The following is a 25,898-nucleotide window of genomic DNA, read 5'->3' on the forward strand; positions in this document are numbered from 1 at the left end:
AGCAACTGCAGGATGGACTGCGCCAATACATTCACTACTACAATCATGACCGCATCAAGCTCAAACTAAAAGGGCTGAGTCCCGTGCAATACAGGACTCAGCCCTTTCCGGCCTAGCCATCAACCGTCCAACTTCTGGGGGTCAGTTCAGACTCCCGGGCTTTTTCCATGGGCGCGTGGCTTACGCGTGCCGTGCGCAGCCGGCGGCGATGTCCAGATAGTGCGCCAGCGCCGGCGTCGGCAAATCCACTACCTTGGCCAGATCGTCGTAGCGGCGCAGCCGCACCGCCGCTTCGGCGTGCGGGCTGGCGATGAAGGCGTCTGCCTGCGCGGCGTCGTACGGGCCGCCCTGCAGGGCCAGGCTGTGGACCGAGGCCGGCGAGAGTGTGGCGAAGTAGGCCGGGTCCATCGCGCACAGGTAGCGCTTGGCGGCCACGTGCAGGCGCACGGGCTCGGTCACGTTCGCGCCGAACAGGTCGGCCAGCGCCTGCGCGGCGGCCTCCTGGTGGCGCATGTCGGTGGTGCTGCTCTCGGCCAGCATCAGATGGCCCACGTCGTGCAGCAGCGCGGCAGCCACCAGCGCCGCCGGCTCGCCGGCCTGCTCGGCCAGCTGCGCGCACTGCAGCGCGTGGGCGGTCTGGCTGATCGCCTCGCCGCCATACCAGTCCTTACCGTGGTTGGCGAACAGCGTCTCGATGCGTGCCAGGGTCAGGCGGTCCGCGCTCATACCAGCACCTTGCGGATCTGGGCGGACACGATGTCGATGCCGGTCACGAACAGGATGATGATGATCATCACCGCGCAGGTCTGCGCGTACTGGAAGCTGCGGATGATCTCCCAGAGCACGGTGCCGATGCCGCCGGCGCCGACGATGCCGACCACCGACGCCGAGCGCACGTTCGACTCGAATCGGTACAGCGCGAAGGACAGCCACAGCGGCAGTACCTGCGGGATCACGCCGTAGACGATCTCCTCGATCGGGCCGGCGCCGGTGGCGCGCACGCCTTCCACGGGACGCGGGTCGATGGCTTCCACGGCTTCGGCGAACAGCTTGGCCAGCACGCCGGTGGTGTGGATCCAGATCGCCAGCACGCCGGCGAACGGGCCGAGGCCCACGGCCACGATGAACAGCATCGCGAAGACCATCTCGTTGATGGCGCGGCAGGCGTCCATGATGCGGCGCGCCGGCTGGTAGACCCACACCGGCACGATATTGGCGGAGCACAGCAGGCCGAGCGGCACGGCCATGAACACGGCGATGGCGGTACCCCAGAGCGCGATCTGCACGGTCACGAGCATCTCGTCGAGGTAGTTGCGCCAGTCGCGGAAATTGGGCGGGAAAAAGTCGGCGGCGAACTTCGCCATGTTGCCGGAGTCGCGCAGCAGGTCCATCGGGCGCATGTCGGCGCCTTGCCAGGACATGGCGAGCAAGGCCAGCACGATCGCCCAGACCAGCATCATGGACAGCGAGGTGCGCGGCGGGCGGACGTTGCTGTGCGGCGCGGGGGACGGGGGCGGGAGGCCGGGCTTGGCGGTGGCGGTCATGGGGGGCATCGGATGGAATACGGTGAAGATGGCGCAAGGCCGATGGCAACGCGCCATCGGCCCTGGGCGGGGTACGGCTTACTGGGCGCTGATGGCCTTGTCGATCTCGGCCAGGCGGCGCGATACGTCAGCCAGCTGCTTTTCCTTGTCGGCGGCGGCCAGCGTGGTGTCGGTCTCGATCTTGGACTTCTGCTTGGCCAGCTCGATCTGGCGGATGGGCAGCAGCTGCGCGTCCGACGAGACGCGGAAGCCCTGGTAGGTCAGCGTGGTCAGGATCTGCTTCTCGCGCGCAGCGTCGGCACCCTTGCCGTAGTTGACGAAGAAGTCCTGGATCTTCTTCTTCGTCTCGGCCGGCAGGTCCTTGCGGTAGACCATGGGGTCGGCGGCGATCAGCGGGCTCTTCCACAGCACGCGCACCTCGTCATAGGCGTTCTTGCCCGTGTTGATGCGATAGCGCTCGAAGTTCTCGGTGTTGTTCACGGCCACGTCCACCTGCTTGTTCAGCACGGAGAGCAGGTTGGTCTCGTGGTTGCTGATGCGCACGGCCTTGAACAGCGTCTTCGGCTCCACCTTGTGGGCGGCCCACAGGTAGTAGCCCGGCACGGCCGTGCCCGAGGTGGAGTTCGGATCGCCGGCGCCGTAGGAGAGCTCCTTGCCGCGCTTGATCACGTCTTCCACCGTCTTCAGGTCGCTGTCCTTGCGCACGACCAGCAGCGACCAGTAGCCCGGGTTGCCGTCCTTGTCGATCACGGACGCGAACACCTCGCCGTTGGCGCGGTCCACGGCTTCCATGGCCGACTTGTTGCCGAACCAGCCGAGCTGCACCTTGTTGAAGCGCATGCCCTCGATGATGCCGGCGTAGTCGGAGGCGAAGAACGGCTTGACCTGCACGCCGAGCGCCTTGCTCAGGTCGTCGATCAGCGGCTGCMAGGCGGTCTTCAGGTTCGACGACGATTCCGTCGAGATAAAGCCGATGTTCAGGGTCTTGGCGTCCTGGGCGTAAGCGGGCAGGGCCACGACGCCCGAGGCGACCACGGCGAGAAAGGTTCTGCGAAGCATGTGTGACTCCGTTTCGGATGAGTCGTTGTGGATAACGGCAAATGACGGCAATACAGCGGGAAAGCGAAAAGGGGGGCGCGGTGGCGATCAGGCGGCCGCGAGATTCATCGTGACCATGGCCGGCGCCGGCATGCCGCTGGCGGTGTCGGCTTCGTCGGGAACCGAGTCGTGGAGCAGTTCCTCGGCCTCGGTGCCGTACAGGTCGCGCAGCATGCCCGGGGTGAGTGCGGCGGACGGGCCGTCGTAGACCACCTTGCCCTGGCGCAGCGCCACCACGCGGGGGCAGTAGCGCATGGCCACGTCCACCTGGTGCAGCGACACCACCACGGCCACCTTGCGGGTGCGGTTGATCTGCGAGAGCAGCGTCATCACGCGGCGCGACGATTCCGGGTCGAGCGAGGCGATCGGTTCGTCGGCCAGGATGATCTTGGCGTTCTGCACCAGCGTCCGTGCGATGGCGGCGCGCTGCTGCTGGCCGCCGGACAGCGTGGAGGCACGCTGAAACGCATAGTCGTCTATACCAACCTGGGCGAGGGCGTCGAGGCCGGCCTGCACTTCATCGGCCCTGAACAGGCGGAACAGGCTGCGCCAGGCCGGGATGCGGGTGAGCATGCCGACGAGGACGTTGGTGATCACCGGCAGGCGGCCCACCAGATTGAACTGCTGGAAAACAAAGCCGATTTCGGCGCGCACCTTGCGCACGTTGCCAGCCAGGCGGCCATGGCGCTGGATGGATCGGCCATTGACCAGGATCTCGCCAGCATCGCCGGACACGAAACCGGCCACATGGCGCAGCAGCGTGGACTTGCCAGAACCCGAGGCGCCCAGCAGGGCCACCATTTCTCCCGGCGCGACGTGCAGCGTGACATCGTCAAGCGCCTTGCGGTCCGCGCGGAACGATTTGCTGAGTCCGCGGACTTCGATTGCATGCGTCATGTCGACTCCCTTGCTTGAATGACTTGGCGCATTCTGGGGGGAGTGGATGACAGAACGATGACGCTGGGCGGGAGAGTGAGGGGTGAATGTCTGCGGGGTGAGGCATTGGGCGCGTGACGCCCAATGCACTTACATCAGGATGATGTCGTACTGTTCCTGATGGAACGTGGATTCCACCTGGAGCGAGATCGGCTTGCCGATAAAGTCGTTGAGCATCGCCAGATGCTGGCTTTCTTCCTCGAGGAACAGATCGATCACTTCCTGGGAGGCCAGGATGCGGAACTCGCGCGGATTGAACTGGCGGGACTCGCGCATGATCTCGCGCAGGATGTCGTAGCAGACCGTGCGCGGCGTCTTGACCTGGCCCTTGCCCGTGCAGACCGGGCACTGCTCGCACAGCACGTGCGCCAGCGACTCGCGCGTGCGCTTGCGGGTCATCTCCACCAGCCCGAGCTGCGAGAAGCTGTTCACGGTGATCCGGGTGCGGTCACGGGACAGCGCGCGCTTCAGCTCGGAGAGCACCGCGTCGCGATGCTCAACGTTCTCCATGTCGATGAAGTCGATGWTGATGATGCCGCCGAGGTTGCGCAGCCGCAGTTGCCGGGCGATGGTGTGCGCGGCCTCGAGGTTGGTCTTGAAGATCGTGTMGTCGAAGTTGCGGGCGCCGACGTAGCCGCCCGTGTTGACGTCGATCGTCGTCATCGCCTCGGTCTGGTCGATCATCAGGTAGCCGCCGGACTTCAGGTCCACCCGCCGCGACAGCGCCTTCTCGATCTCGGCGTCGATGTTGAACAGGTCGAAGATCGGCCGCTCGCCGGTGTAGTGCGAGAGCCGGGGCAGTACGGCCGGGGTGTACTCCTGGGCGAACTCCACCAGCTTCTGGTAGTTCTCGCGCGAGTCGATCTGGATCACGCCCGTGGCGTCGTTGATGAAGTCGCGCAGCACGCGCTGGGCCAGGTTCAGGTCCTGGTACAGCAGGCTGGTGGCCGGCTGGGTGGTCGCGTTCAGGCGGATCGACGCCCAGATCTTGCGCAGGTAGGCGATGTCGTTGCCGAGCTCGTCGTCGCTGGCTTCCTCGGCGATGGTCCGCACGATAAAGCCGCCACGCTCGTCGCGCGGCACCAGCCCCTGCACGCGGGCGCGCAGCGCCTCGCGGTCCACCTCGCCCTCGATGCGCTGCGAGATGCCGATATGCGGGTCCTGGGGCAGGTACACCAGCGTCCGGCCGGCGATGCTGATCTGCGTGGACAGCCGCGCCCCCTTGGTGCCGATGGGGTCCTTGATGACCTGCACCATCAGGGCCTGGCCCTCGAACAGCGTCTTTTCGATGGCGAGCGGCGGGGCGCCGTTCTTGTCGGGGTCGCGCGGATGCCAGATGTCGGCCACGTGCAGGAAGGCCGCGCGCTCGAGGCCGATGTCGATGAATGCGGATTGCATGCCCGGGAGCACGCGCACGACCTTGCCGAGATAGATATTGCCAACCAGCCCGCGCGTCAGCGTGCGCTCGACATGCAGTTCCTGCACGGCGGCCTGCTGCACGATGGCAACGCGCGTCTCTTGCGGCGTGATGTTGACGAGGATGTCTTCAGTCATAGCGATGGATGCGCGCTGCCGTGTTGTCGGCGGCTTGTTGTTGTCGTTCGGCGCCGGGCGGGATGGCTGCGGGACGGGGCGCTCAGAAGCGCAGCCCGGCCTCGCGCAGCAGGGCCGCGGTCTCGAACAAGGGCAAGCCCATGATACCCGAATAGCTGCCGTCGATTCGTTCGACAAACTCGGCCGCGCGGCCCTGGATGCCGTACGCGCCAGCCTTGCCGAGCGGCTCGCCGCTGGCCACGTAGCGGGCGATCTCGGCGGCGTTCATCGGCCGGAAAGTGACGTGCGAGATCGACAGCGCATGGCGCTGGCCGAGCGTCGAGACCACGGTCACGGCGGTCAGCACGCGGTGGGTGGTGCCGGCGAGCGCGGCCAGCATCGCGGCGGCATCGTCCGGGTCGGCCGGCTTGCCCAGGATGTCGCCACCCCGGCATACCGTGGTGTCGGAGGTCAGAATCGGATGGTCGGGCAGGGCGCGGCGCTCGCGGCGGCGCAGGGCGGCTTCGGCCTTGAGCGCGCAGACGCGCTGCACGTAGGCGTCGGGCATCTCGCCGGGCAGCACGGCTTCGAGCGCTTCGGCATCCTCGTCGTCATCGGCGAGCAGCAGTTCATGGGAGACGCCGAGCTGCGTCAGCAATTCGCGGCGGCGCGGGCTTTGGGAGGCGAGGTAGAGGAGGTCGTGGRTCACGGCGCGCATCGGGAAAATCGATGCGGCGATTGTAACCGTCGGCGGCGGGAACTCAGACCCGGTGATACGGGTGGTTTTGCGTGACGGACCAGGCGCGGTAGAGCTGTTCGGCCAGCAGCACGCGCACCATGCCGTGGGGCAGCGTCAGGCTGGAGAGCCGGATCAGGGTGGTGGCGCGTGCCTTGAGGGCCGGGTCGAGCCCGTCTGCGCCGCCGATCAGGAAAGCCACGTCGCCGCCTTCGCGCTGCCAGCCGGTCAGCTGGTCGGCCAGCTGCACCGTGGTGAAGTCGCGCCCGCGTTCATCGAGCGCGACGATCCGGCACTGCTTGGACAGCGAACCGAGCACGGCGTCGATGCGCGCGGCTTCCCGCTGCATCACCGTGGCGGCGTTGTTGCTCGACGAACGGGCTTCCGGCTTGACTTCGCGAAGTTCGATGCGCAGCTCCGGCGGCATGCGCTTGGCATACTCGCCGAAGCCGGTTTCGATCCAGCCGGGCATCTTGTGGCCGACGGCCACGATCACGAGTTGCATGGGCGATCTGGCGATACCGGGTGGATCGGTGCGAACGGCTTAAGTCGACGCAGTCGACTCAGGCCGAGCGCTTGCGCGGCGCGGCGGTCTTGGTCGCAGCCTTCTTGGCGACCGGCGCCTTGCGTGCGGGGGCCTTGGCGGCAGTCTTGGTCGCCGGCTTGGTGGCCGTCTTGGTCGCCACCTTGCGGGCCGGCGCCTTCACGGCCGGGGACTTGCGGGCCGGCGTCTTGGCAGCCGCCGTCTTGGTGGCGGCGCCGGTGCTGGTCTTGCGCACCGGCTTGCGGATCGTGGCGATGGCGTCCGGATCGGTGTCCTCGTGGCCCATCGGCGGCGAAGGCTCCTTCATGCCTTCCGGCAGCTTGGCCAGCGCCGGGCGCAGGCTCGAGGCACGGCGCGAGCGCGGTGCCGGCGCCGAAGCCTCGGCTTCGTCGTCGTCCATCGGCTCGCTGGCCTTGGCCAGGCTCCTGGCGCCGGTCAGCTTCACGCGCACCGGCTTGTCGCCCCAGATTTCCTCGAGGTTGTAGTACAGGCGCAGTTGCGGCTGGAGGATGTGCACCACGGCGTCGCCGCAGTCCACCAGCACCCACTCGCCCGTCTCCAGGCCCTCGACGGCAATGATATGGCCGCCGGCATCCTTCACCGTATCCCGCACAGAGGCGGCGAGCGCCTTGGTCTGGCGGTTCGAACTACCGCTGGCGATCACCACCCGGTCGAATAGTTCGGTCAGGTGAGTGGTGTCGAACACCTTGATGTCCTGCGCTTTGACATCCTCGAGCCCGTCGACGATGGCGCGTTGCAGTTTACGAATATCCATGGTGTCTTTCTTGTTCAGCTTCGTTCGGGATAGGGGCGAGCCGGTCAGGGATTGCGGTATAACCCGCGACTCGCGATGTAGTGTGCCACGCCGGCAGGCAGTTGGTCATCCGCCGCCTGGCCCTCAGCCAGGCGCTGGCGCAGGCCGGTGGAGGAAAGATCGACGGCAAGGGTCTGGTCGATCCACATCCGGCCGGAGGGCGTGCATTGTATCAGGTGCGTGTCCGCCAGCCGCTGGTTCATCGCCGCGAGCACCGGACCGTCCAGCGCGGCGAGGTCGAAACCGGGGCGGGTGGCGATGCACAGGTGCACTTGTTCGAACAATGCCTCCCAGCCGTGCCAGGTGTGCAGGCGCAGCAATTGGTCGGCGCCCATCAGCCAGGCCATGGAGGTATCCGGGGCGTATTCGTCGCGCAGGTGGCGCACCGTGTCGATGGTATAGCTCGGGCCGGCCCGGTCCACCTCCATGCGACTGACTCGTATCTTGGCGCGCGGGCTGTCCAGCGTGGCGGCGGCCAGCTCGGTCATGGCGAAGCGGTCGGCGGCGGGCGTCACATGGTCGCCCTTCTGCCAGGACTCGCCGGTCGGGATCCAGACCAGCTCGTCGAGCGCCAGATGGTCGATGCAAAGCTGCGCCAGCGAGACATGGCCGCGATGCGGCGGATCGAAAGTGCCGCCCAGGATACCCAGGCGGTACGGGCGGCCGGTGGACGGGGCGGGGTCGGTGGCGCGGGAATCTTCGGGAACAGTCATCACACTCGCCGTCAGGCCCACTCGCGTGCCGGCAGGAAGTCGGTGTACAGCGCGGCCTCCGCGCTGCCCGGCTCGGGTTGCCAGTCGTAGCGCCAGGTTACCTGCGGCGGCATCGACATCAGGATGGATTCGGCGCGGCCGCCCGATTGCAGGCCGAACAGCGTGCCGCGGTCGAATACCAGGTTGAATTCCACATAGCGCCCGCGCCGGTAGGCCTGGAAGTCGCGCTCGCGCGCGCCGTAGGGCGTGTCCTTGCGGGTTTCGAGGATAGGGAGGTAGGCGTCGAGGAAGGCGTCGCCGACCGATTGCATCATCGCGAAGCTGCGATCGAAGCCCAGCGCGGCGAAATCGTCGAAGAACACCCCGCCGATGCCGCGTGCCTCGCCCCGGTGGCGCAGGAAGAAATACTCGTCGCACCACTGCTTGAAGCGCGGGTACAGGTCGTCGCCGAACGGTGCCAGCGCGGTCTTGCAGGTGCGGTGGAAGTGCGCGCAGTCATCGGCATGGCCGTAGTACGGCGTCAGGTCCATGCCGCCGCCGAACCACCAGACCGGGTCCGCATCGGGCTTCACGGCCACGAAGCAGCGCACGTTCATGTGCACCGTCGGCACGTACGGATTGCGCGGATGGAACACCAGCGAGACGCCCATGGCCTCGAAGCTGCGCCCGGCCAGTTCGGGCCGGTTGGCGCTGGCCGAGGGGGGCAGGGTGTCGCCGCGCACGTGGGAGAAGCCCACGCCGGCGCGCTCCATCACGGCGCCGCCTTCCAGAATGCGGGTGCGGCCACTGCCGCGCAGGCGCTCGGTCGGCGGCTTTTCCCATTCGTCGGTCAGGAATGGCTGGCCGTCCACGGCGGCGATGGCGTCGGTGATGCGGTCTTGCAAGCCGAGCAGGTAGGCGCGGACTGCCTGGGAGTCGATCATGATGGGCGGAATCGGATGGGCCGGTAGCGCGACGGCCGCCGCCCGGAGGGCGCGGCCGTCATGGCGCTGTCATGATTGTACCGGCTGGACTCCCGCCGCGCCTTGGAACGTGGCACGCGGGTGTCCGGCGCGCGCATCAGCGCTTGATGGCGCGGTAGCCAATGTCGGTGCGGAACTGCGCGCCGTCGAAGCGGATCTGCTCAACGGCCGCGTAGGCGGCGCGCTGCGCGGCCTTGACGGTGTCAGCCAGCCCCACCACGCAGAGTACGCGGCCGCCCGAGGTCAGCAGGGTGCCGTCCTTGAGCGTGGTGCCGGCGTGGAACGTCACGGCCTCGGCCGTCTCGGCGGGAATGCCGGTGATGGCATCGCCCTTGCGGGGCTCTTCCGGGTAGTTGTAGGCAGCCATCACCACGCCCAGCGCGGTGCGGCGGTCCCAGTCCAGTTCCACCTGGTCGAGCTTGCCGTCCACGGCCGCTTCCATCACGTCGACGAGGTCGGTCTTCAGGCGCGCCATGATCGGCTGCGTCTCCGGGTCGCCCATGCGGCAGTTGAACTCGAGCGTTTTCGGGTTGCCGTCCTTGTCGATCATCAGGCCGGCGTACAGGAAGCCGGTGTACGTGATGCCATCCTTTTCCATGCCGCGCACGGTCGGCATGATGATCTCGCGCAGCGCGCGGGCGTGCAGCGCCGGCGTGACCACCGGGGCGGGCGAGTAAGCGCCCATGCCACCGGTGTTGGGGCCGGCATCGGCGTCCAGCAGGCGCTTGTGGTCCTGGCTGGTGGCCAGGGCCAGCACGTTCTTGCCGTCCACCAGCACGATGAAGCTGGCTTCMTCGCCTTCCAGGAATTCCTCGACGACCACGCGCGCGCCGGCATCGCCGAGCTTGTTGTCGGCCAGCATCATGTCGACGGCGTCGTGCGCTTCTTCCAGCGTCATCGCCACCACCACGCCCTTGCCGGCGGCCAGGCCATCGGCCTTGATCACGATAGGGGCGCCCTGGGCGTCGATATAGGCGTGCGCGCCGGCCGCATCGGCAAACGTCTGGTAGGCAGCCGTGGGGATGTTGTGGCGATGCATGAACGCCTTGGCGAAGTCCTTGGAGGACTCCAGCTGGGCGGCGGCCTGGGTGGGCCCGAAGATGCGCAGGCCACGGGCGCGGAACACGTCGACGATGCCGGCGGCCAGCGGGGCCTCGGGGCCGACCACGGTGAACGCCACCCCTTCGCGCTCCACGAAGGCGGCGAGCACCTCGGGATCGGTCAGCGGCACGTTCTGCAGGCGCTTGTCGAGCGCCGTGCCGCCGTTACCCGGCGCCACGTACACCACTTGCACCTTGGGGGACTGGGCCATTTTCCACGCTAGCGCGTGCTCACGTCCGCCCGAACCGACAACCAATACTTTCATGATCCACTGCCAGAAAAGAAACGCATGCGAAAAGCGGCAGCTGGCCGGGGCCGGGCTGCCGCCATGGGGCGCGGCGGAGGACTTAGTCCTCGATCACCGCGTTGGTGAAGACTTCCTGTACGTCGTCCAGGTTTTCCAGGGCGTCCAGGAGCTTCTGCATCTTGACCGCGTCGTCGCCGGTGAAGCTCACCTCGTTCTGCGGCTTCATCACCACATCGGCCAGCTCGGCCTTGAAACCGGCCGCTTCGAGGGCGGACTTGACCGTCGAAAAGTCGTTCGGCGGGCAGGTCACTTCGATCGAGCCGTCGTCGTTGGTCAGCACGTCATCGGCGCCGGCTTCGAGCGCGGCATCCATCAGCTTGTCCTCGGGCGTGCCCGGCGCGAACAGGAACTGGCCGCAGTGGGTGAACATGAAGGCCACAGAGCCTTCCGTGCCCATGTTGCCGTTGTGCTTCGAGAACGCGTGGCGGACTTCGGCCACGGTACGGGTACGGTTGTCGGTCAGGCAGTCGACGATGATCGCCGCGCCGGCCAGGCCGTAGCCTTCGTAGCGGATTTCCTCGTAGTTCGCGCCTTCCAGGCCACCCACGCCGCGCTGGATCGCGCGCTGGATGTTGTCCTTGGGCATGTTCGCGTCCATGGCCTTGTCGATCGACAGGCGCAGGCGCGGGTTGGAGTCGGCATCACCGCCGCCGAGCTTGGCGGCGACGGTGATTTCCTTGATCAGGCGCGTCCAGATCTTGCCCCGCTTGGCATCAGCGGCGGCTTTCTTGTGTTTGATATTGGCCCATTTTGAGTGACCGGCCATGATTCTCTCCGAGGCGGAATAGCTGTGGTGCAGCGTGCTGGGTGGCGCTTCTGGCGGCCACGCCATGTGATGGATGTGCCAATTTGCTGGCTATAATCAGCGCAGGATTTTATCACGCGGCCCCCGCCTTCCGATCCCGGATACCGCCGCTATCACCACGAGACCATCATGGCCGACCCCATCCTCATCGCCAAGAACGCCGACTGCGAGCTCGTCCTGCTGCCCGAGATGGGGAATCGGCACGGTCTCATCACCGGCGCCACGGGTACCGGCAAGACCGTCACGCTGCAGACGTTGGCGCAGGGCTTCTCGCGGCTGGGGGTGCCGGTGTTCATGGCGGACGTCAAAGGTGATCTGTCAGGCATCTCCCAGGTCGGCAAGCCATCGGACAAGCTCAAGGCCCGCCTGGCGGAACACGGGCTGCCCGAACCGGTCTGGGGCGCCTGCCCGACCACGCTCTGGGATGTCTTTGGCGAAAAGGGGCATCCGGTGCGCGCGACGGTCTCGCACATGGGGCCGCTGCTGCTGTCGCGGATGCTCGAACTCAACGACACCCAGCAGGGCGTGCTGAACCTCGTCTTCCGCATTGCCGATGCCAACGGCCTGCTGCTGCTCGATGCCAAGGACCTGCGCGCGATGCTCCAGCACGTGGGCGACAACGCCAGCCAGTTCACCACCGAGTACGGCAATATCTCGGCGGCTTCCATTGGCGCGATCCAGCGCGGGCTGATCGCGCTGGAGTCGCAGGGCGCGGACAAGTTCTTCGGCGAGCCGATGTTGAACCTGGAGGACTTCATCCAGACCGAGAAGGGGCAGGGCGTCGTCAACATCCTCGCCGCCGACAAGCTGATGAATGCGCCCCGGCTGTACGCTACCTTCCTGCTGTGGATGCTGTCCGAACTGTTCGAGCGGCTGCCCGAGGCCGGTGACCTCGACAAGCCCAAGCTGGTCTTCTTCTTCGACGAGGCGCACCTGCTGTTCAACGACGCCCCCAAGGCGCTGCTGGACAAGATCGAACAGGTGGTGCGGCTCGTGCGGTCCAAGGGTGTCGGCGTGTACTTTGTGACGCAGAACCCCGTAGATATTCCCGATACCGTCCTGGGCCAGCTTGGCAACCGCGTGCAGCACGCGCTGCGCGCGTTCACGCCGCGCGACCAGAAGGCGGTGAAGGTGGCCGCCACGACCATGCGTCCCAATCCGAAGCTCAATCTCGAACAGGCGATTGGCGAACTGGGCGTGGGCGAGGCGTTGGTCTCATGCCTGGACGCCAAGGGGACGCCAGTCGTCACCGAGCGCGCATGGGTGCTGCCCCCGGGCAGCCGCATCGGCCCGGCCACGCCCGACGAGTGCAAGGCCCTGATCGCCAATTCGCTCGTGGCTGGCACCTACGAAAAGACCGTAGACCGGGAATCGGCCTACGAGAAGCTGCGCGGTAGCGTGGCGACCGCCGGCAATGGCCAGACACAGGCACAGAAACCCGGCACTCCCCAGCCGCAGGCCGAGGAGGGCGGTAGCAGCTGGGCCGGCGAAATCTTCGGCTCGCTGACCAAGGGCACCGGCAAGACCGGCCGCGGCGACTCCATCCTCGAATCGATGGCCAAGTCCGCCGGCCGGACGCTCGCCTCGCAAGTCGGCCGGGAACTGGTCCGTGGCGTGCTGGGCAGCCTGCTGGGCGGCGGCGGGCGAAAGAAGTAGGGCCGCTCAGCGCGGCCCATCCTCATTAAATATAGCGTATGAGGCGCATCAAGCGCCTCACATTTCACATCAGTTCTTGGTGCCGAACAGCCGGTCGCCGGCATCGCCCAGGCCCGGGATGATGTAGGCGTGCTCGTCCAGATGGCTGTCCAGCGATGCCACGTATAGCCGCACGCCCGGGTGGGCCTTCTGGAACACTTCCACGCCTTCCGGCGCGGCGACCAGTGCCACGAAGGTGATGGCTTCGTCCTTCACGCCGCGCCGCTTGAGCACATCAACCGCGTGCGCGGCCGAATAGCCCGTGGCGACCATCGGGTCGCAGAGGATGAAGCTGCGGTCTTCCACGTCCGGCAGGCGCACCAGGTACTCCACCGGGCGATGCTGTTCGTCTCGGTACACGCCGATATGGCCGATACGGGCCGACGGAATCAGCTCGACCAGGCCATCGCTCATGCCTACGCCGGCGCGCAGCACCGGCACGATGGTCAGCTTCTTGCCGGCGATGACCGGGGCTTCCAGCGGCACCAGCGGGGTCTCGATGCGGCGCGTGGTCAGCGGCAGGTTGCGCGTGATCTCGTAGCCCATCAGCAGCGTGATCTCGCGCAGCAGCTCGCGGAACGTGCGCGTGGACGTGTCCCTGTCGCGCATGTGCGAGAGCTTGTGCTGGATCAGCGGGTGATTGAGGATGAACAGATTGGGGAAACGCGGATCTTGTTTCATGGCGGCGGCAGGCTCGGCGGAGGGTGGTGGGCGCGCGGGGCTGGCAAGGCCGGCGCGGCGCCCGATGCAGCGGGATTGTAATGGATGCCGCCCCGCTCCACGCGGCCATCTCCGCCACCATCCGGGCCGCCGGGCCCCGCCTTTGATCTCGTCCCGCCTTAGTCCACCGTGATGGCCGCCGACTTCGCCACTTTGCCGAAGCGCTCGTACTCGGTCAGCGTCAGCGTCTGGAGTTCGGCCGCGCTCGATCCCTTCGGATTGAAGCCGGCCTGCTGCAGCTTGTCGCGCACCTCGGGGCGGGCCAGCGCCTCCACGAAGGCCGCGTTGAGCGCCTGCACCACCGGCGCTGGCAGGTTAGCCGGGCCGTAGACGCCGAACCACGGCTCCACGGCGTAGCCGGGCAGGCCGGCCTCGGCCAGGGTCGGCACGTTGGGCAGCGACGGCGCGCGGGTCTTGCCGGCCACTGCCAGCGCGCGCAGCTTGCCCGCCTGGATATGGGGCAGCGAGGCGGGCAGGTTATCGAACATCACCTGGATATGGCCGCCAAGCAGGTCGTTGATGGCCGGGCTGCTGCCTTTGTAAGGCACGTGGGTCAGGCCGGTCTGGGTCATCTGGGAGAACATCGCGCCGGCCAGATGCATCGACGTGCCGGTCCCCGCCGTGGCATAAGTCAGCCCCGGGTGCGCCTTGGCATAGGCAATCAGCTCCGGCACGGTCTTCACGGGCAGGCTTTCGCTGACCTCCAGCACGATGGTCGAGGTGCCCAGCAGGCTGATCGCCGTGAAGTCCTTGCGGGGGTCGAACGGCACGTGCTTGTAGATATGGGGATTGAGCGCGTTCGTCGAAATCGCCCCGAAACCGATGGTGTAGCCATCGGCAGGCGCCTTGGCCACGGCTTCCATGCCGATGTTGCCGCCTGCGCCGGGGCGGTTCTCCACCACTACCGGCTGGCCGAGCTTCTCGGCTACGCGTTGGCCGACGGTGCGGGCGACGAGGTCCGTGGTGCCGCCGGCGGCGTAGGGCACCACGAAGCGGATCGGCTTGGCGGGGAAGGCATCGGCGGCGCCGGCGGGGGTGGCCGCGGCGGCGAACAGGACGCCGGTGGCAAGGACGGCGCGGGCGAACGGGAAGGGCATGGCTCGGTGTCTCCGTATTTCTCTAGTTTCTTTATATGGCAGGGCGCCAGGACGGCGCGGGCCATTGTAGGGGAAAGCCGCTGGTGCCGCGCGCCGCACCCCGGCGCGCCTTGCGCCTTTTGACATACAATCGACGCGTTCCGGCCCCGCGTCTTCCTCGCGTCACCCCCTCGCGACTGCGGCCGGCATCCGAACCCTGCGTCTCCCGTGCCCGCTTCCCAGAAGTCCCTGTCCACGCCCGCCGAGCTGCCCGCGCCGCAGCGCTACGGGCTCGCCGTCGCGGCCGTCGGCGCCGTGCTGTTTTCCGCCAAGGCCATCGTGGCCAAGCTGATGTACCGATATAGCGTCGATGCCGTCATGGTCATCACGCTGCGCATGCTGTTCGCGGTGCCGCTGTTCATGGCCATCGGCTGGTGGCAGGCACGCAAGCTGCCGGCGCTGACCTGGGCCGATCGCGGCCGGGTGGTCTTCCTGGGCTTCATCGGCTATTACCTGTCCAGTTTTCTCGATTTCCTCGGCCTGCAGTACATCACCGCCGGCCTGGAGCGGCTGATCCTGTTCCTGACGCCGTCCTTCGTGCTGCTGACCACCGCGCTGGTGTTCCACCGGCCGATCCATGCCCGGCAGTGGATGTCGCTGCTACTGGCCTATGCCGGCATCGTGCTGGTGTTCGCCCATGACCTCGACGTCAGCGGCGCGCAAGTCTGGCTTGGCGGCGCGCTGGTGCTGGCCAGCGCCTTGTCGTATGGTGTGTACCTGATCCTGAGCGGCGAGCTGGTCAAGCGCGTCGGCTCGCTGCGGCTGGTGGCCTACGCGATGTGCGTGTCCACGGCCTGCTGCGTGGTGCAGTATGTGGCGCTGGGGCGTCCGCTGGCGGCGCTGGCGCAGCCGGCCCCGGTGATGTGGCTGTCACTCATCAATGCGGTGTTCTGTACCGTGCTGCCGGTGTCGTTGACGATGATCGCAGTGGCGCGCATCGGGGCGCCGATGGCGTCGCAGGCGGGCATGATCGGCCCGGTGTCGACGCTGCTGCTGGCCTTCTGGCTGCTCGGCGAGCCGATCACGGGCTGGCAGATCGCCGGCAGCACGCTGGTGCTGGGCGGCATGTATTTGTTGTCGAGCCGCCGGGCCTGAATATTTTCGAGAGCAACCGGGACGCCGCATCAAGAGCCGGCGCCCGGTTTTAGCAACCAAGGAAGGAGAGCAAGCGATGGATTTCGGACTGCGCGGTAAGCATGCGCTGGTGTGTGGCGCCAGCAAGGGACTCGGGTTTGCGTGCGCCGACGCGCTGGCGGCCGAAGGTGTGGACGTCGTGATCGTGGCGCGCGGCGCCGATGCGCTGGAAAAGGCCGCCGCCGACCTGCGTGCCCGATACGGCCGCCGCGTGCTGGCCGTGGCCACGGATATCACCACGCCCGAGGGCCGCAAGCTCGCGCTGGACGCCGTGGCCAAGCTCGGCGACCTCGACATCCTCGTGAACAACGCCGGCGGCCCGCCCCCCGGCAATTTCCGCGACTGGGACCGCGACGCCTGGCTCGCCGCCATCGACGCCAACATGCTGACCCCGATCGAGCTGATCAAGGCCACCGTGGACGGCATGATCGCGCGCAAGTGGGGCCGCATCGTCAACATTACGAGCGGCGCGGTCAAGGCACCGATCGACGTGCTGGGTCTCTCCAACGGCGCACGCTCGGGCCTGACCGGCTTCGTGGCCGGCCTGGCGCGCGAAGTGGCGCAGCACGGCGTGACCGTGAACAACCTGCTGCCCGGCCCGTTCAACACGGACCGCCTGTTCAAGACGATGGAAGGCGGCGCCAAGAAGGCCGGCCTGAGCGTGGAGGAAGTGGCCGCCAAGCGCGCCGCCGCCAACCCCTCGCGCCGTTTTGGCGAGCCGGCCGAGTTCGGCGCGACCTGCGCGTTCCTGTGCAGCAAGCAGGCCGCCTACATGACGGGCCAGAACGTGCTGCTGGACGGCGGCGCGTACCCGGGGACGTTCTGATGGGCAAGCCGCGCATCGCGCTGATCGCCCACGATCACAAGAAGGACGACATCGTCGCCTTTGCCGGCCGTCACCGCGAGATGCTGGCGCGCTGCGACCTGCTGGCCACCGGCACCACCGGTGGGCGCATCGCGGCTGAAACCGGCCTCGAGGTGGAGCGCATGCTGTCCGGCCCGTGGGGCGGCGATCTCCAGATCGGCGCGCAACTGGCCGAGGGCCGGGTGACCGCGGTGATCTTCCTGCGCGATCCGATGACCCCGCAGCCGCATGAACCGGACATCAACGCGCTGGTCCGGGCGTGCGATGTCCACAATGTGCCGTGCGCGACCAACCTCGCCACGGCCGAACTGCTGTTGGTGGAACTCGCGCGGCACTGCTTCGAAGACGAAAAAGCCGCCGGAACGCCGGCGGCTTGAGTCGGGACAGACGTTGCCGTCAGCGCGGCCGGATCGTGGTCGCGGTGGCGCGCATCGTCGCCTGCCGGAGGATGTGCGGCGGCAGCCGCTTCAGGATCAGGTGGACGGCCAGCGGAATCAGCACCACGTCATCGACAATGCCGAGCCCGGCGATGAAATCGGGAATCAGGTCGATCGGGGAGATGGCGTAGAACACCAGCCCCAGCGCGGCGGGTTTGAGCCACGCGGGCGCGTCGGGATGACGCAGCGCGAACCAGAGCAGGCGGCCGTCGCGGCGCACCAGCGTCCACAGGGCCGAAATTCGCTTCCACATATGGGCCTCCTTATCCACACGCAACACGCGCAACACGCGCAGCCAGTGCGCATGCAGGGATAACTTGGGCCGATGCAGGGGGATTCAAGTTCCCCTCCGCCCGAGGCAGCGGACGGAGGGGCGGTCAGTCAGGCCTGAAACCGGCGATCAGCCCGGCACGTTGCCTTCCACGCCTTCCACGTAGAACTTGATGTCGTGCAGGAACTTGTCGTCGGCGACCTGATCCTTGGCCAGCTGTTCCTTGCCGGCGTTGTCCTTGAGCGGACCCTTCCAGATCGGGGCGGTGCCGTCGATCACCCCCTTCTTGCGTTCCTCGACCAGCGCCTTCACGTCATCCGGCACCACGGCGTTGAAACCCTTCAGGTCGATCATGCCTTCTTTGAGGCCCCACCACGTGGTGCTGTTCTTCCACTRCTTGTTCAGCACGTCTTCCACCACCTTGTTGTAGTAGACGCCCCAGCTAATGACGGAGGCGGCCAGGTGGGCCTTTTCGCCGAACTTGCTCATGTCGCTGTCCCAGCCGAACGCGTAGACGCCCTTCTCCTGCGCGGTCTGGACGACGGCGGCGGAGTCGGTGTTCTGCATCAGCATGTCCACGCCCTGGCCGATCAGGGTGGTGGCGGCCTCGCGCTCCTTGCCCGGATCGAACCACTTGTTCACCCACACCACCTTGACGGTGGCCTTGGGGTTCACACTGCGCGCGCCGAGCGCGAACGAGTCGATGTTGCGGATGACCTCGGGAATCGGCACCGACGCCACCACGCCCATCTTGCCCGACTTGCTCATCTTGCCGGCCACCACGCCAGCCAGGTAGGCGCCTTCATAGGTGCGTACGTCGTACTGGGCGAGGTTGTCGGCGGTCTTGAAGCCGGTGGCGTGCTCGAACTTCACGTCCGGGAATTCCTTGGCCACCTTCAGCATCGATTCCTGATAGCCGAACGTGGTGCCGAAGATCAGCTTGTTGCCCTGGCTGGCCAGGTCGCGGAACACGCGCTCGGCGTCCGCGGCGGACTCGGGCACGTTCTCGACGAACGAGGTCTTCACCTTGTCGCCGAACTTGGCTTCCACCGCCTTGCGACCGGTGTCATGGGCGAAGGTCCAGCCGGCATCGCCCACCGGGCCGATATAGACGAACGCCACCTTGAGCGGTTCGCTGGCGGCGGCTGCMGGCGCGGAGGCCGGGCCTGCCGTCTCGGCCGGCTTGTCGGCCTCTTTCTTGCCGCAGCCGGCCAGGGCCAGTACGGCGGTGGCGGCCAGGGCTGCCAGGGTGGTCCTGCGTGACACGATCATCGATCTCTCCTTGAAAAACGTCTTGTGATGCGTTTGGTTTTGACTACTGGTTGGCTCGAAAAAACGGAAACATCAGGCATTGCCCGGGCGGAACGGCTTGCCCAGCGAGGCCGGCATATTGAGCCGGATCCACGCCGGGTTCCGCGAAATCAGCGCCAGCACGACGATGGTGGCCGCGTACGGCAACATCGACAGCACCTGCGACGGCACCGACACGCCAATGCMCTGCAAATAGAACTGGAGGATGGTCACGCCGCCGAACAGCCACGCGCCCACCAGCACCCGGCCCGGGCGCCACGTGGCGAAGGTGGTCAGCGCCAGCGCGATCCAGCCCCGGCCCGAGACGAGGTTTTCCACCCACATCGGCGTATAGACCAGCGACAGGTAGGCGCCCGCGAGCCCGCAGCAGGCGCCGCCGAACAGCAGCGCGCCAAAGCGGATCCAGCGCACCGGGTAGCCCAGCGCATGGGCGGACTCCGGGGACTCGCCAATCGCGCGCAGCGTCAGCCCGGCCCGTGTGCGGAACAGGAACCAGGTGATCGCGGCACATAGCAGAATGCTGAAATACACCATCCAGTGATGCTGGAAGAAGGCCGGCCCGACGAACGGGAGGTCGGCCAGGAACGGCACCGACTTGGCCTGCGCGGGCATGGCGTAGCCGACGAAGCGCTGCGCCATGAAGGCCGACAGGCCCGTGCCGAAGATCGACAGCGCCAGGCCCGTGGCCACCTGGTTGGTGGCCAGCACCAGCGCCAGCCACGAGAACAGCGAAGCCATCAGCATGCCGGCCAGCGCGCCAGCCGCGAAGCCGAGCATCGGCGACTGGGTTTGGTAGCCGACCATGAAGCCGAACGCGGCGGCCACCAGCATCATGCCTTCGGCGCCGAGGTTGAGCACGCCGGCGCGCTCGTTGACGAGCAGGCCCAGCGCGGCCAGCAGCAGCGGGGTGCCGGCGTTGATCGCCGTGGCGATCAGGGGAGCGAGTTGTTCCATATTGTTATCGGCTCCGGTTCAGGCGGCCCGGGCGCGCCAGCGCAGCCGGTTGTCGATCAGCGTGTCGCACGCCAGCAGGAAGAACAGCAGCATGCCCTGGAACACCCAGCCGATGGCCGAGGGCAGCCCCAGCCGCGACTGCGCCATCTCGCCGCCTATATAGAAGAGCGACATGACGATGCCGCCGAACACGGCGCCCACCGGATGCAGCCGCCCCACAAAGGCGACGATGATGGCCGTGAAGCCGTAGCCGGGCGAGATCGACGGCAGCAGCTGGCCGATCGGCCCCGTCACCTCGAACGCGCCTGCCAGCCCKGCGGTGCCGCCCGAGATCATCAGCGCACTCCACAGCGCCTTGCGCGACGAGAACCCCGCATAGCGCGCCGCCAGCGGGGCAGTGCCGCCCACCTGGAGCCGGAAGCCGGCAAAGCTGCGGAAGACGAACACCGTCATCGCGGCCACCAGCACCAGCATGACCAGAAAGCCTACGTGCAGCCGCGAGCCGGACAGCAGGTTCGGCAGCAGGAACTCGGACGAAAACACCTTCGACTGCGGGAAGTTCATCCCCGCCGGGTCCTTCAGCGGTCCGTTGACGACCCACAGCAGCAACTGCTGGGCGATGTAGGTCAGCATCAGCGAGACCAGGATCTCGTTGGCGTTGAAGCGGTCCTTGAGCAGCGCGGTGATGGCCGCCCAGGCCATGCCGCCGACGATGCCGGCCAGCCCGGCAATGACCAGCACCGCCGGCCCGGAGATGGTGTGGCCCGGCGTGTCGAAATAGAGCACGGCGGCCCCGGCGAAGATGCCGCCGAGGATCAGCTGCCCGTCCGCGCCGATATTCCAGACATTGGCCCGGTAGCAGACCGACAGCCCCAGCGCGCAGAGCACCAGCGGTACGGTCTTGAGCAGCACTTCGCCAATCGCGCGCTTGTCTTTCAGCGGATCGACCAAAAACACCTTGAGCGCGGCCACCGGGTCCTTGCCGAGCACCAGGAACAGCAGCGCGCCGAACAGCAGCGTCAGCACCAGCGCGAATAGCGGCGAGGCGTAGGCCATCGGGCGCGACGGGGCGCCGCGCGGCGCCAGCGTCAGCGGGGAGCGGAGATCAGCCATGGCTAGCCCCCTCCGTGGTGGCGTGCGGCCGTTCGCTGGCCGGCCCGCCCTCCCATAAGCCGCTCATCCACAGGCCGACCTGCTCGCGCGTGGCCGATTCCACGGGAATCGACGGCGACAGGTGGCCCTTGGCCATCACATGGAGCCGGTCGCACAGGCCGAACAGCTCGTCGAGTTCCTCGGACACCACCAGCACGGCGCAGCCGGTGGCCTTGAGCGCGAGGATTTCGTTGTGGATCTGTGCGGCGGCGCCCACGTCCACGCCCCAGGTCGGTTGCGCCACGATCAGCACTTTCGGACCACTTTCGATCTCGCGTCCGACGATGAATTTCTGGAGATTGCCGCCCGACAGGCTGCGCGCCAGCGCCGCCGGCCCGCTGGCCTTGACGCGGAAGCGGCTGATGATGCCGGCCGCCAGCCCCTCGGCCGCCTTCGGCGACACCATGCCGCCGCGCACATAGGGCGGCGTCTGGTGCGACAGCAGGGTATTGGCCGACAGGCTCATGCCCGGCACCKCGCCCCGGCCTAGCCGTTCCTCGGGCACGAAGGCGAGCCCTACGCGGCGGCGCGCGGCGGCGTCGAGCCGGCCCACCGGTTGCTGGTCGATCTGCACGCTGCCCGCCGCGCCACGCGGGTCCTCGCCGGAGAGCGCCGCCAGCAGTTCCTGCTGGCCGTTGCCGGACACTCCGGCGATGCCGACGATCTCGCCGGCATGCACATCGAGCGCAATCTGTTGCAATTCAGTGGCGAAGGCGTGGGCGCGCGGCACCGAGAGGTCGCGCACGGCCAGCCGCACCGGCCCGCGCTCGGTGGTCACGCGGGCCTCGCGCGGCGGCTCGCCGCCGATCATCAGCCGCGACAGCGACGCCGCGCTTTCCGCGCGCGGGTCGCAGACGCCCGTCACCCGGCCCATCCGCATCACGGTGGCGTGATGGCACAGCGCGCGGATCTCGTCGAGCTTGTGACTGATATAGAGGATGCTGGTGCCTTCCTCGGCCAGTTGGCGCAGCGTGACGAACAGCGTCTCCACAGCCTGCGGGGTCAGCACCGAGGTGGGCTCGTCCAGGATCAGCAGTTGCGGCCGGGCCAGCAGCGCGCGGACGATCTCCACGCGCTGGCGCTCGCCCACGGACAGCGTGTGCACGTGGCGGTTCGGTTCCAGCGGCAGGCCGTAGCGCGCCGCCGTGTCGCGGATGCGTTCGGCCAGTTGCTTCATCCCGCCGACTTCCTTCGGCGGCAGGCCGAGCGCGATGTTCTCGGTCACGGTCAGCGTGTCGAACAGCGAGAAATGCTGGAAGACCATGGCGATGCCCAGGTTGCGGGCATCGTGCGGGCTGGCGATGGCGACCGGCGCCCCGTTGAAGTGCACCTCGCCGGCGTCCGGACGGACCGCGCCGAAGATGATCTTCATGAGGGTGGATTTGCCGGCGCCGTTCTCGCCAAGAACAGCGTGGATCTCGCCGGGGGCGACGGAGAGGCTCACGTCGTCATTGGCGGTCACGCCGGGATAGCGCTTGGTGATGTGGGCAAGCGCCAGCCTGGGGGGAAGTTGTAATGTCACTGAGGCGGCTCGGATTGTTGTGGCAGCAACGTTGAGATCAGGCACGTGACAGCGGCTGTGCGTGGCGCAGCATCGCCGCGCGGCAGGTTGTCATCATCATGGTGTCGTGATGCCCGGAATTTGCTGTGGATTATATAAGTGCGCGGGGGTTCGGCGGCCCGTTTCCGGCCGCAGGCCATGCCCCACAACGGTTACAGGCAGGTTGCAAGTCGCGTGCCGAGCACGCGGGCAAGAAAAAACCGCCGCGCTGTCACGAGGACAGGGCGGCGGTCAGCAAGGGCCCCGGCGCATGGCCGGGGCAGGGGAGGAGGTTAGCGCCGGCTAGCGCAAATTAGCGCCGGTCAGGCATTGGCTGCCACGCCAAAACGGCCTTCGCGGAAGTCGGCCAGCGTCTGGTAGATCTGTTCCTGCGTGTTCATCACGAACGGGCCGTACTGCGCGATCGGCTCGTTCAGGGGCTGGCCGGCAATCACCAGGAACTGGGCATCCTGCGTGGCGGTCACGACCACGCCATCGGCCCCGCCGGCGTTGTCGAGCACGCCCATGCGCTGCGCTTCCACCACGGCATCGCCGATCCGCACTTCGCCCTGATGCACATAGACAAAGGCGTTATGGCCGGCCGGCACTGCCTGCGTGAAGGTCTGCCCGGCAGGCAGGTTCACGTCGAGGTAGATCGGCGCGGTGACCGGACGCGTCATGGCCCCGGCCACGCCGTGGGAGGCGCCGGCCAGCACGCGCACGGTGCCGCCCGAAGGCAGCGCCACGGTCGGAATCGACGCGGCCGGCATGTCGCGGTACCACGGCGTGGTCATCTTGTCCGCGGCGGGCAGGTTCAGCCAGAGCTGGAAGCCTTCCATGCGGCCGTCTTCCTGCTCGGGCAGTTCCGAGTGCACTACGCCGGAGCCAGCCACCATCCACTGCGCGCCGCCGCCTTCGAGCAGCCCTTCATTGCCGGCGCTGTCGCGGTGACGCATGCGGCCAGCCAGCATGTAGGTGATGGTCTCGAAGCCCCGGTGCGGGTGATCGGGGAAGCCGCCGATGTAGTCGTCCTTGTTGTCGGTGCCGAAGGCGTCGAGCATCAGGAACGKGTCCAGCCGGCGTTGCAGGTTCTGCGTCAGCACGCGGGTGAGCTTCACCCCGGCGCCATCGGACGTGGCAATGCCGCGCACCACGCGATCGACGGTGCGCGAGCGCTCAACGGTCTCCTGGGCGGTGGCCGGAACGGTGGCGAGAGTGCGGGTTTCCATGTTGTGGTTTCTCCTGTGGCGGACGGCCCTCGGCCGTCTCTGCATACCCGTAAATGTAGGGGTTTGGTGGCAAAGCGGTAGACGGCGGGCGGGCAACAGATTGTTCCAATCGTGTTGCAAATGAGCGCCCAGTCAGTGCATGGCTGCAACGGACTGGCCGGCGTTTTAGAAGCCGAAAGATCGCCGCCAGATGGCCGAAGAAGGCGCCTGAAACCATCTCGGAAAACGCGAAGATGACAGATTGACAGAAGTTGTGTAGAATAGCGCTCTCTTTGTCATCCGTTGCTGGAAATTGCTGTGGTCCGGTTTGTGCCGGAATCCCCGCGATCCCTTGTCCAGCAACGGCCGATTGACCGGCGGCGCCCACCGAAGCGCGTTTCCACAACGACACCAGTCGCCGCCACTGGCCAAGCCGGATCGAACTGATCCGATTGCGCCGCTACCGGGCGATTCGCACCCACCGCTGTACCGCGCGAATCCCCTTCACAAGGCTGTCCCGCCCCTCGCGTGGCAGCCACAAGTCCGTCCGCTGGCAATCGTGCCAGTCATGGCGGCAAGGCAATCTGAACCGGGCCCCGGCGGGCACCCATCCGAACTACCGCCGGCCCTTTTGTTTTCCGCTTCCGGGAAGTGGCGCCTGATGCTCATGGTGCCGCCCCCGGCGTTGGAAAGGGGGAATATGTCGAAGCAAACCATCCGGGCATTGGCCTGGAGCGGTGTCATTGCCGCCGCGCTGGCCGGTCTGGTCGCGTGGATTGGTGTGGATGTGATCCATCAGTATCACGAGCGTCTGTTCTACGACGTAGGCGACCACCTGCGTCTGGTMGCGATCTCGATGGCGATGGCACTCGTCACCGGCGTGCCGGCGGGCATCGCGCTGAGCCGGCCCTGCATGCGCCGCTGGGCGGACCGCCTGATGCAGATCTTCAATATCGGCAATACCGTGCCGTCGCTGGCCGTGCTGGCGCTTGCGCTGGCGGTGCTCGGCATTGGCGAGCGCCCGGCGGTGCTGGCGCTGTGGCTGGCGTCGCTGCTGCCCATCGTGCGGAATACGTACGAAGGGCTGCGCAACGTTTCGCCGGCGCTGCGCGAGGCCGCGCGCGGTATCGGCATGACGCCGTGCCAGCGCCTGGTGCGCGTGGAACTGCCCAACGCGCTGCCCGTGATCCTGGCCGGGGTGCGCATCAGCCTGGTGATCAACGTGGGCACCGTGCCGCTCTCGTTCCTGATTGGCGCCAACAGCCTTGGCGAGCTGATCTTCCCAGGCATCTACCTGAACAACCAGCCGCTGCTGCTGCTGGGCGCCGCGGCCACCGCGCTGCTCGCGCTGCTGCTGGACGCGCTGTTCGCCACGGCCGGCCATATCTATCTGCGCCGCCGCGGTCTGGCGTACTGAGGAGTCGAATTACATGGGAATGCAACGAAACTGGGAGCGCCGGCTGTTCTGGCTGTTCGCCGTGGTGGGCGTGGCGGCTGCCGCCGTGCTGCTGGGCACCGCGCCCGCCCGCGCGCAACAGCCGGCCGGCGAGCCTGTGCGGGTGGGCGGCAAGAACTTCACCGAGCAGCTGATCCTGTCGTCGATGACCACGCAGTACCTGCGCGCCAAGGGCATCAACACGGAAGTCACCTCGGGCCTGGGCAGCACGCTGATGCGCCAGGCCATGGAGTCCGGCCAGCTGGACGTGGTGTGGGACTACACCGGCACCGCGCTGATCGTCTTCAACAAGGTCGAGGAAAAGCTGGACGCCGAGCAGAGCTACGCACGCGTGAAGCAGCTGGACGCCGCCAAGGGTCTGATCTGGCTGGACGCCTCCAAGGTCAACAACACCTACGCGCTGGCCATGCCGAAGGAGCGCGCCGAGCCGGGCCTGACCACGCTGTCCGCCTACGCCGCCAAGCTGCGCGAGAAGGCCGCCGATGACAAGGCCCGCCCGTTCGCCGTGGACATGGAGTTCGCCGCGCGCCCGGACGGCCTGGAGCCGCTCAAGGCCGCCTACCAGCTGCCGCTGGGCCGCAAGGACGTGATCCAGCTCGATCCCGGCCTGGTCTACACCGCGCTCAAGAACAATCAGGTCGATCTGGGCCTGGTCTACACCACCGATGGCCGTGTGAAGGGCTTCGACCTCGTGCTGCTGGAAGACGACCTGCACTTCTTCCCGCCGTACAACGCCGTGCCCGTGGTGCGCAAGGCCGTGCTCGACAAGCGGCCGGAACTGGCCGGCCTGCTCAACGCGCTGTCCGCCCAGCTGGACAACGCGGCGATGACCGACATGAACTATCAGGTAGATATCGGCCAGCAGCCGGTGGACAAGGTGGCAGGAGACTTCCTGCGCAGCCACGGACTGATTTGAGGAGCCGCCC

Annotated in this window: 27 protein-coding genes; 7 read left to right on the forward strand and 20 right to left on the reverse strand. The window is 67.2% G+C overall.

Annotation, left to right across the window (positions count from 1 at the left end; all coding sequences use genetic code 11):
• Positions 1-116, forward strand: a 116-nt coding sequence (locus AC1EJR_RS26445; protein ID WP_441592170.1) for an IS3 family transposase, incomplete at its 5' end; no start/stop codon positions are given.
• A 64-nt stretch (positions 117-180) separates the two neighbouring features.
• Here AC1EJR_RS26445 and AC1EJR_RS26450 read toward each other — a convergent pair.
• The 12 genes from AC1EJR_RS26450 to AC1EJR_RS26505 form a co-directional block, all read right to left on the reverse strand.
• A complete protein-coding gene (locus AC1EJR_RS26450; RefSeq protein ID WP_454756879.1) occupies positions 181-726 on the reverse strand; it encodes a phosphonate degradation HD-domain oxygenase in 546 nt (181 codons plus the stop codon).
• A complete protein-coding gene (gene phnE / locus AC1EJR_RS26455) occupies positions 723-1,544 on the reverse strand; it encodes a phosphonate ABC transporter, permease protein PhnE (RefSeq protein WP_092292169.1) in 822 nt (273 codons plus the stop codon). Before phnE ends, AC1EJR_RS26450 begins: the two co-directional genes overlap by 4 nt.
• Before the next feature lie 78 nt (positions 1,545-1,622).
• The gene (gene phnD / locus AC1EJR_RS26460) at positions 1,623-2,603 is read right to left on the reverse strand and encodes a phosphonate ABC transporter substrate-binding protein (protein ID WP_477147808.1); all 981 of its coding nucleotides are present in this window, start codon (positions 2,601-2,603) and stop codon (positions 1,623-1,625) included.
• Positions 2,604-2,690: 87 nt separating this feature from the next.
• Entirely contained in the window at positions 2,691-3,539 is an 849-nt protein-coding gene (gene phnC, locus AC1EJR_RS26465) for a phosphonate ABC transporter ATP-binding protein (RefSeq protein ID WP_477113897.1), read from the reverse strand.
• A gap of 129 nt (positions 3,540-3,668) precedes the next feature.
• A complete protein-coding gene (rng, locus tag AC1EJR_RS26470) occupies positions 3,669-5,132 on the reverse strand; it encodes a ribonuclease G (protein ID WP_477147809.1) in 1,464 nt (487 codons plus the stop codon).
• 82 nt (positions 5,133-5,214) lie between these two features.
• Positions 5,215-5,829 carry a Maf family protein gene (locus AC1EJR_RS26475; protein WP_477147810.1) on the reverse strand — a complete coding sequence of 205 codons (615 nt, stop codon included), beginning with the start codon at positions 5,827-5,829 and terminating at the stop codon, positions 5,215-5,217.
• 43 nt (positions 5,830-5,872) lie between these two features.
• Positions 5,873-6,352 carry a 23S rRNA (pseudouridine(1915)-N(3))-methyltransferase RlmH gene (rlmH, locus tag AC1EJR_RS26480; protein WP_092292181.1) on the reverse strand — a complete coding sequence of 160 codons (480 nt, stop codon included), beginning with the start codon at positions 6,350-6,352 and terminating at the stop codon, positions 5,873-5,875.
• Positions 6,353-6,410: 58 nt separating this feature from the next.
• The gene (gene rsfS, locus AC1EJR_RS26485; RefSeq protein WP_477113898.1) at positions 6,411-7,166 is read right to left on the reverse strand and encodes a ribosome silencing factor; all 756 of its coding nucleotides are present in this window, start codon (positions 7,164-7,166) and stop codon (positions 6,411-6,413) included.
• A gap of 44 nt (positions 7,167-7,210) precedes the next feature.
• The gene (locus AC1EJR_RS26490) at positions 7,211-7,918 is read right to left on the reverse strand and encodes a nicotinate-nucleotide adenylyltransferase (protein WP_441593621.1); all 708 of its coding nucleotides are present in this window, start codon (positions 7,916-7,918) and stop codon (positions 7,211-7,213) included.
• Between the two features lie 11 nt (positions 7,919-7,929).
• The gene (hemF, locus tag AC1EJR_RS26495; protein WP_250025105.1) at positions 7,930-8,841 is read right to left on the reverse strand and encodes an oxygen-dependent coproporphyrinogen oxidase; all 912 of its coding nucleotides are present in this window, start codon (positions 8,839-8,841) and stop codon (positions 7,930-7,932) included.
• A 136-nt stretch (positions 8,842-8,977) separates the two neighbouring features.
• Entirely contained in the window at positions 8,978-10,246 is a 1,269-nt protein-coding gene (purD, locus tag AC1EJR_RS26500) for a phosphoribosylamine--glycine ligase (protein ID WP_477147811.1), read from the reverse strand.
• A gap of 82 nt (positions 10,247-10,328) precedes the next feature.
• The gene (locus AC1EJR_RS26505) at positions 10,329-11,054 is read right to left on the reverse strand and encodes a YebC/PmpR family DNA-binding transcriptional regulator (RefSeq protein ID WP_092292191.1); all 726 of its coding nucleotides are present in this window, start codon (positions 11,052-11,054) and stop codon (positions 10,329-10,331) included.
• 168 nt (positions 11,055-11,222) lie between these two features.
• Here AC1EJR_RS26505 and AC1EJR_RS26510 point away from each other — a divergent pair, with 168 nt between their 5' ends.
• Positions 11,223-12,749: a helicase HerA-like C-terminal domain-containing protein gene (locus AC1EJR_RS26510; RefSeq protein ID WP_092292193.1), complete on the forward strand. Its 1,527-nt coding sequence runs from the start codon at positions 11,223-11,225 to the stop codon at positions 12,747-12,749.
• Between the two features lie 69 nt (positions 12,750-12,818).
• On the opposite strand, the gene upp is transcribed toward AC1EJR_RS26510, so the two are convergent.
• Together upp and AC1EJR_RS26520 are read right to left on the reverse strand one after the other, a co-directional pair.
• Positions 12,819-13,469, reverse strand: a complete 651-nt coding sequence (upp, locus tag AC1EJR_RS26515; RefSeq protein WP_092292195.1) for a uracil phosphoribosyltransferase — start codon at positions 13,467-13,469, stop codon at positions 12,819-12,821.
• Positions 13,470-13,627: 158 nt separating this feature from the next.
• Complete coding sequence (locus AC1EJR_RS26520; RefSeq protein ID WP_092292197.1) at positions 13,628-14,605, reverse strand: Bug family tripartite tricarboxylate transporter substrate binding protein; 978 nt, start codon at positions 14,603-14,605, stop codon at positions 13,628-13,630.
• 246 nt (positions 14,606-14,851) lie between these two features.
• Between AC1EJR_RS26520 and AC1EJR_RS26525 the strand changes: the two genes are divergently transcribed.
• From AC1EJR_RS26525 to AC1EJR_RS26535, 3 genes are all read left to right on the forward strand, one after another.
• The gene (locus AC1EJR_RS26525; RefSeq protein ID WP_477113901.1) at positions 14,852-15,739 is read left to right on the forward strand and encodes a DMT family transporter; all 888 of its coding nucleotides are present in this window, start codon (positions 14,852-14,854) and stop codon (positions 15,737-15,739) included.
• Between the two features lie 76 nt (positions 15,740-15,815).
• Positions 15,816-16,604 (forward strand): SDR family oxidoreductase, encoded by a 789-nt coding sequence (locus AC1EJR_RS26530; RefSeq protein WP_092292199.1) that lies wholly within the window; start codon positions 15,816-15,818, stop codon positions 16,602-16,604.
• Positions 16,601-17,020, forward strand: coding sequence for a methylglyoxal synthase (locus tag AC1EJR_RS26535; RefSeq protein ID WP_092293269.1), 420 nt, complete (start codon positions 16,601-16,603; stop codon positions 17,018-17,020). The genes AC1EJR_RS26530 and AC1EJR_RS26535 overlap by 4 nt, the downstream gene beginning before the upstream one ends.
• 19 nt (positions 17,021-17,039) lie before the next feature.
• Here AC1EJR_RS26535 and AC1EJR_RS26540 read toward each other — a convergent pair whose 3' ends face one another.
• The 6 genes from AC1EJR_RS26540 to AC1EJR_RS26565 form a co-directional block, all read right to left on the reverse strand.
• A complete protein-coding gene (locus tag AC1EJR_RS26540) occupies positions 17,040-17,333 on the reverse strand; it encodes a YkvA family protein (RefSeq protein WP_092292201.1) in 294 nt (97 codons plus the stop codon).
• A gap of 147 nt (positions 17,334-17,480) precedes the next feature.
• On the reverse strand, positions 17,481-18,623 hold the full coding sequence (locus AC1EJR_RS26545) for a BMP family ABC transporter substrate-binding protein (protein ID WP_477147812.1): 1,143 nt from the start codon (positions 18,621-18,623) through the stop codon (positions 17,481-17,483).
• Between the two features lie 72 nt (positions 18,624-18,695).
• Positions 18,696-19,616 (reverse strand): ABC transporter permease, encoded by a 921-nt coding sequence (locus tag AC1EJR_RS26550; protein ID WP_477147813.1) that lies wholly within the window; start codon positions 19,614-19,616, stop codon positions 18,696-18,698.
• Positions 19,617-19,634: 18 nt separating this feature from the next.
• A complete protein-coding gene (locus AC1EJR_RS26555) occupies positions 19,635-20,729 on the reverse strand; it encodes an ABC transporter permease (RefSeq protein WP_092292207.1) in 1,095 nt (364 codons plus the stop codon).
• The gene (locus tag AC1EJR_RS26560) at positions 20,722-22,290 is read right to left on the reverse strand and encodes an ABC transporter ATP-binding protein (protein WP_477147814.1); all 1,569 of its coding nucleotides are present in this window, start codon (positions 22,288-22,290) and stop codon (positions 20,722-20,724) included. The genes AC1EJR_RS26555 and AC1EJR_RS26560 overlap by 8 nt, the downstream gene beginning before the upstream one ends.
• A 341-nt stretch (positions 22,291-22,631) precedes the next feature.
• Positions 22,632-23,537: a pirin family protein gene (locus AC1EJR_RS26565; protein WP_477147815.1), complete on the reverse strand. Its 906-nt coding sequence runs from the start codon at positions 23,535-23,537 to the stop codon at positions 22,632-22,634.
• A gap of 679 nt (positions 23,538-24,216) precedes the next feature.
• Between AC1EJR_RS26565 and AC1EJR_RS26570 the strand changes: the two genes are divergently transcribed.
• Both AC1EJR_RS26570 and AC1EJR_RS26575 read left to right on the forward strand, forming a co-directional pair.
• Positions 24,217-24,933, forward strand: a complete 717-nt coding sequence (locus AC1EJR_RS26570) for an ABC transporter permease (protein ID WP_092292213.1) — start codon at positions 24,217-24,219, stop codon at positions 24,931-24,933.
• Between the two features lie 13 nt (positions 24,934-24,946).
• On the forward strand, positions 24,947-25,888 hold the full coding sequence (locus AC1EJR_RS26575) for a glycine betaine ABC transporter substrate-binding protein (protein WP_092292215.1): 942 nt from the start codon (positions 24,947-24,949) through the stop codon (positions 25,886-25,888).
• The last annotated feature ends 10 nt before the right edge of the window (positions 25,889-25,898 follow it).

It is taken from the genome of Cupriavidus sp. 05T42 (assembly GCF_056396345.1).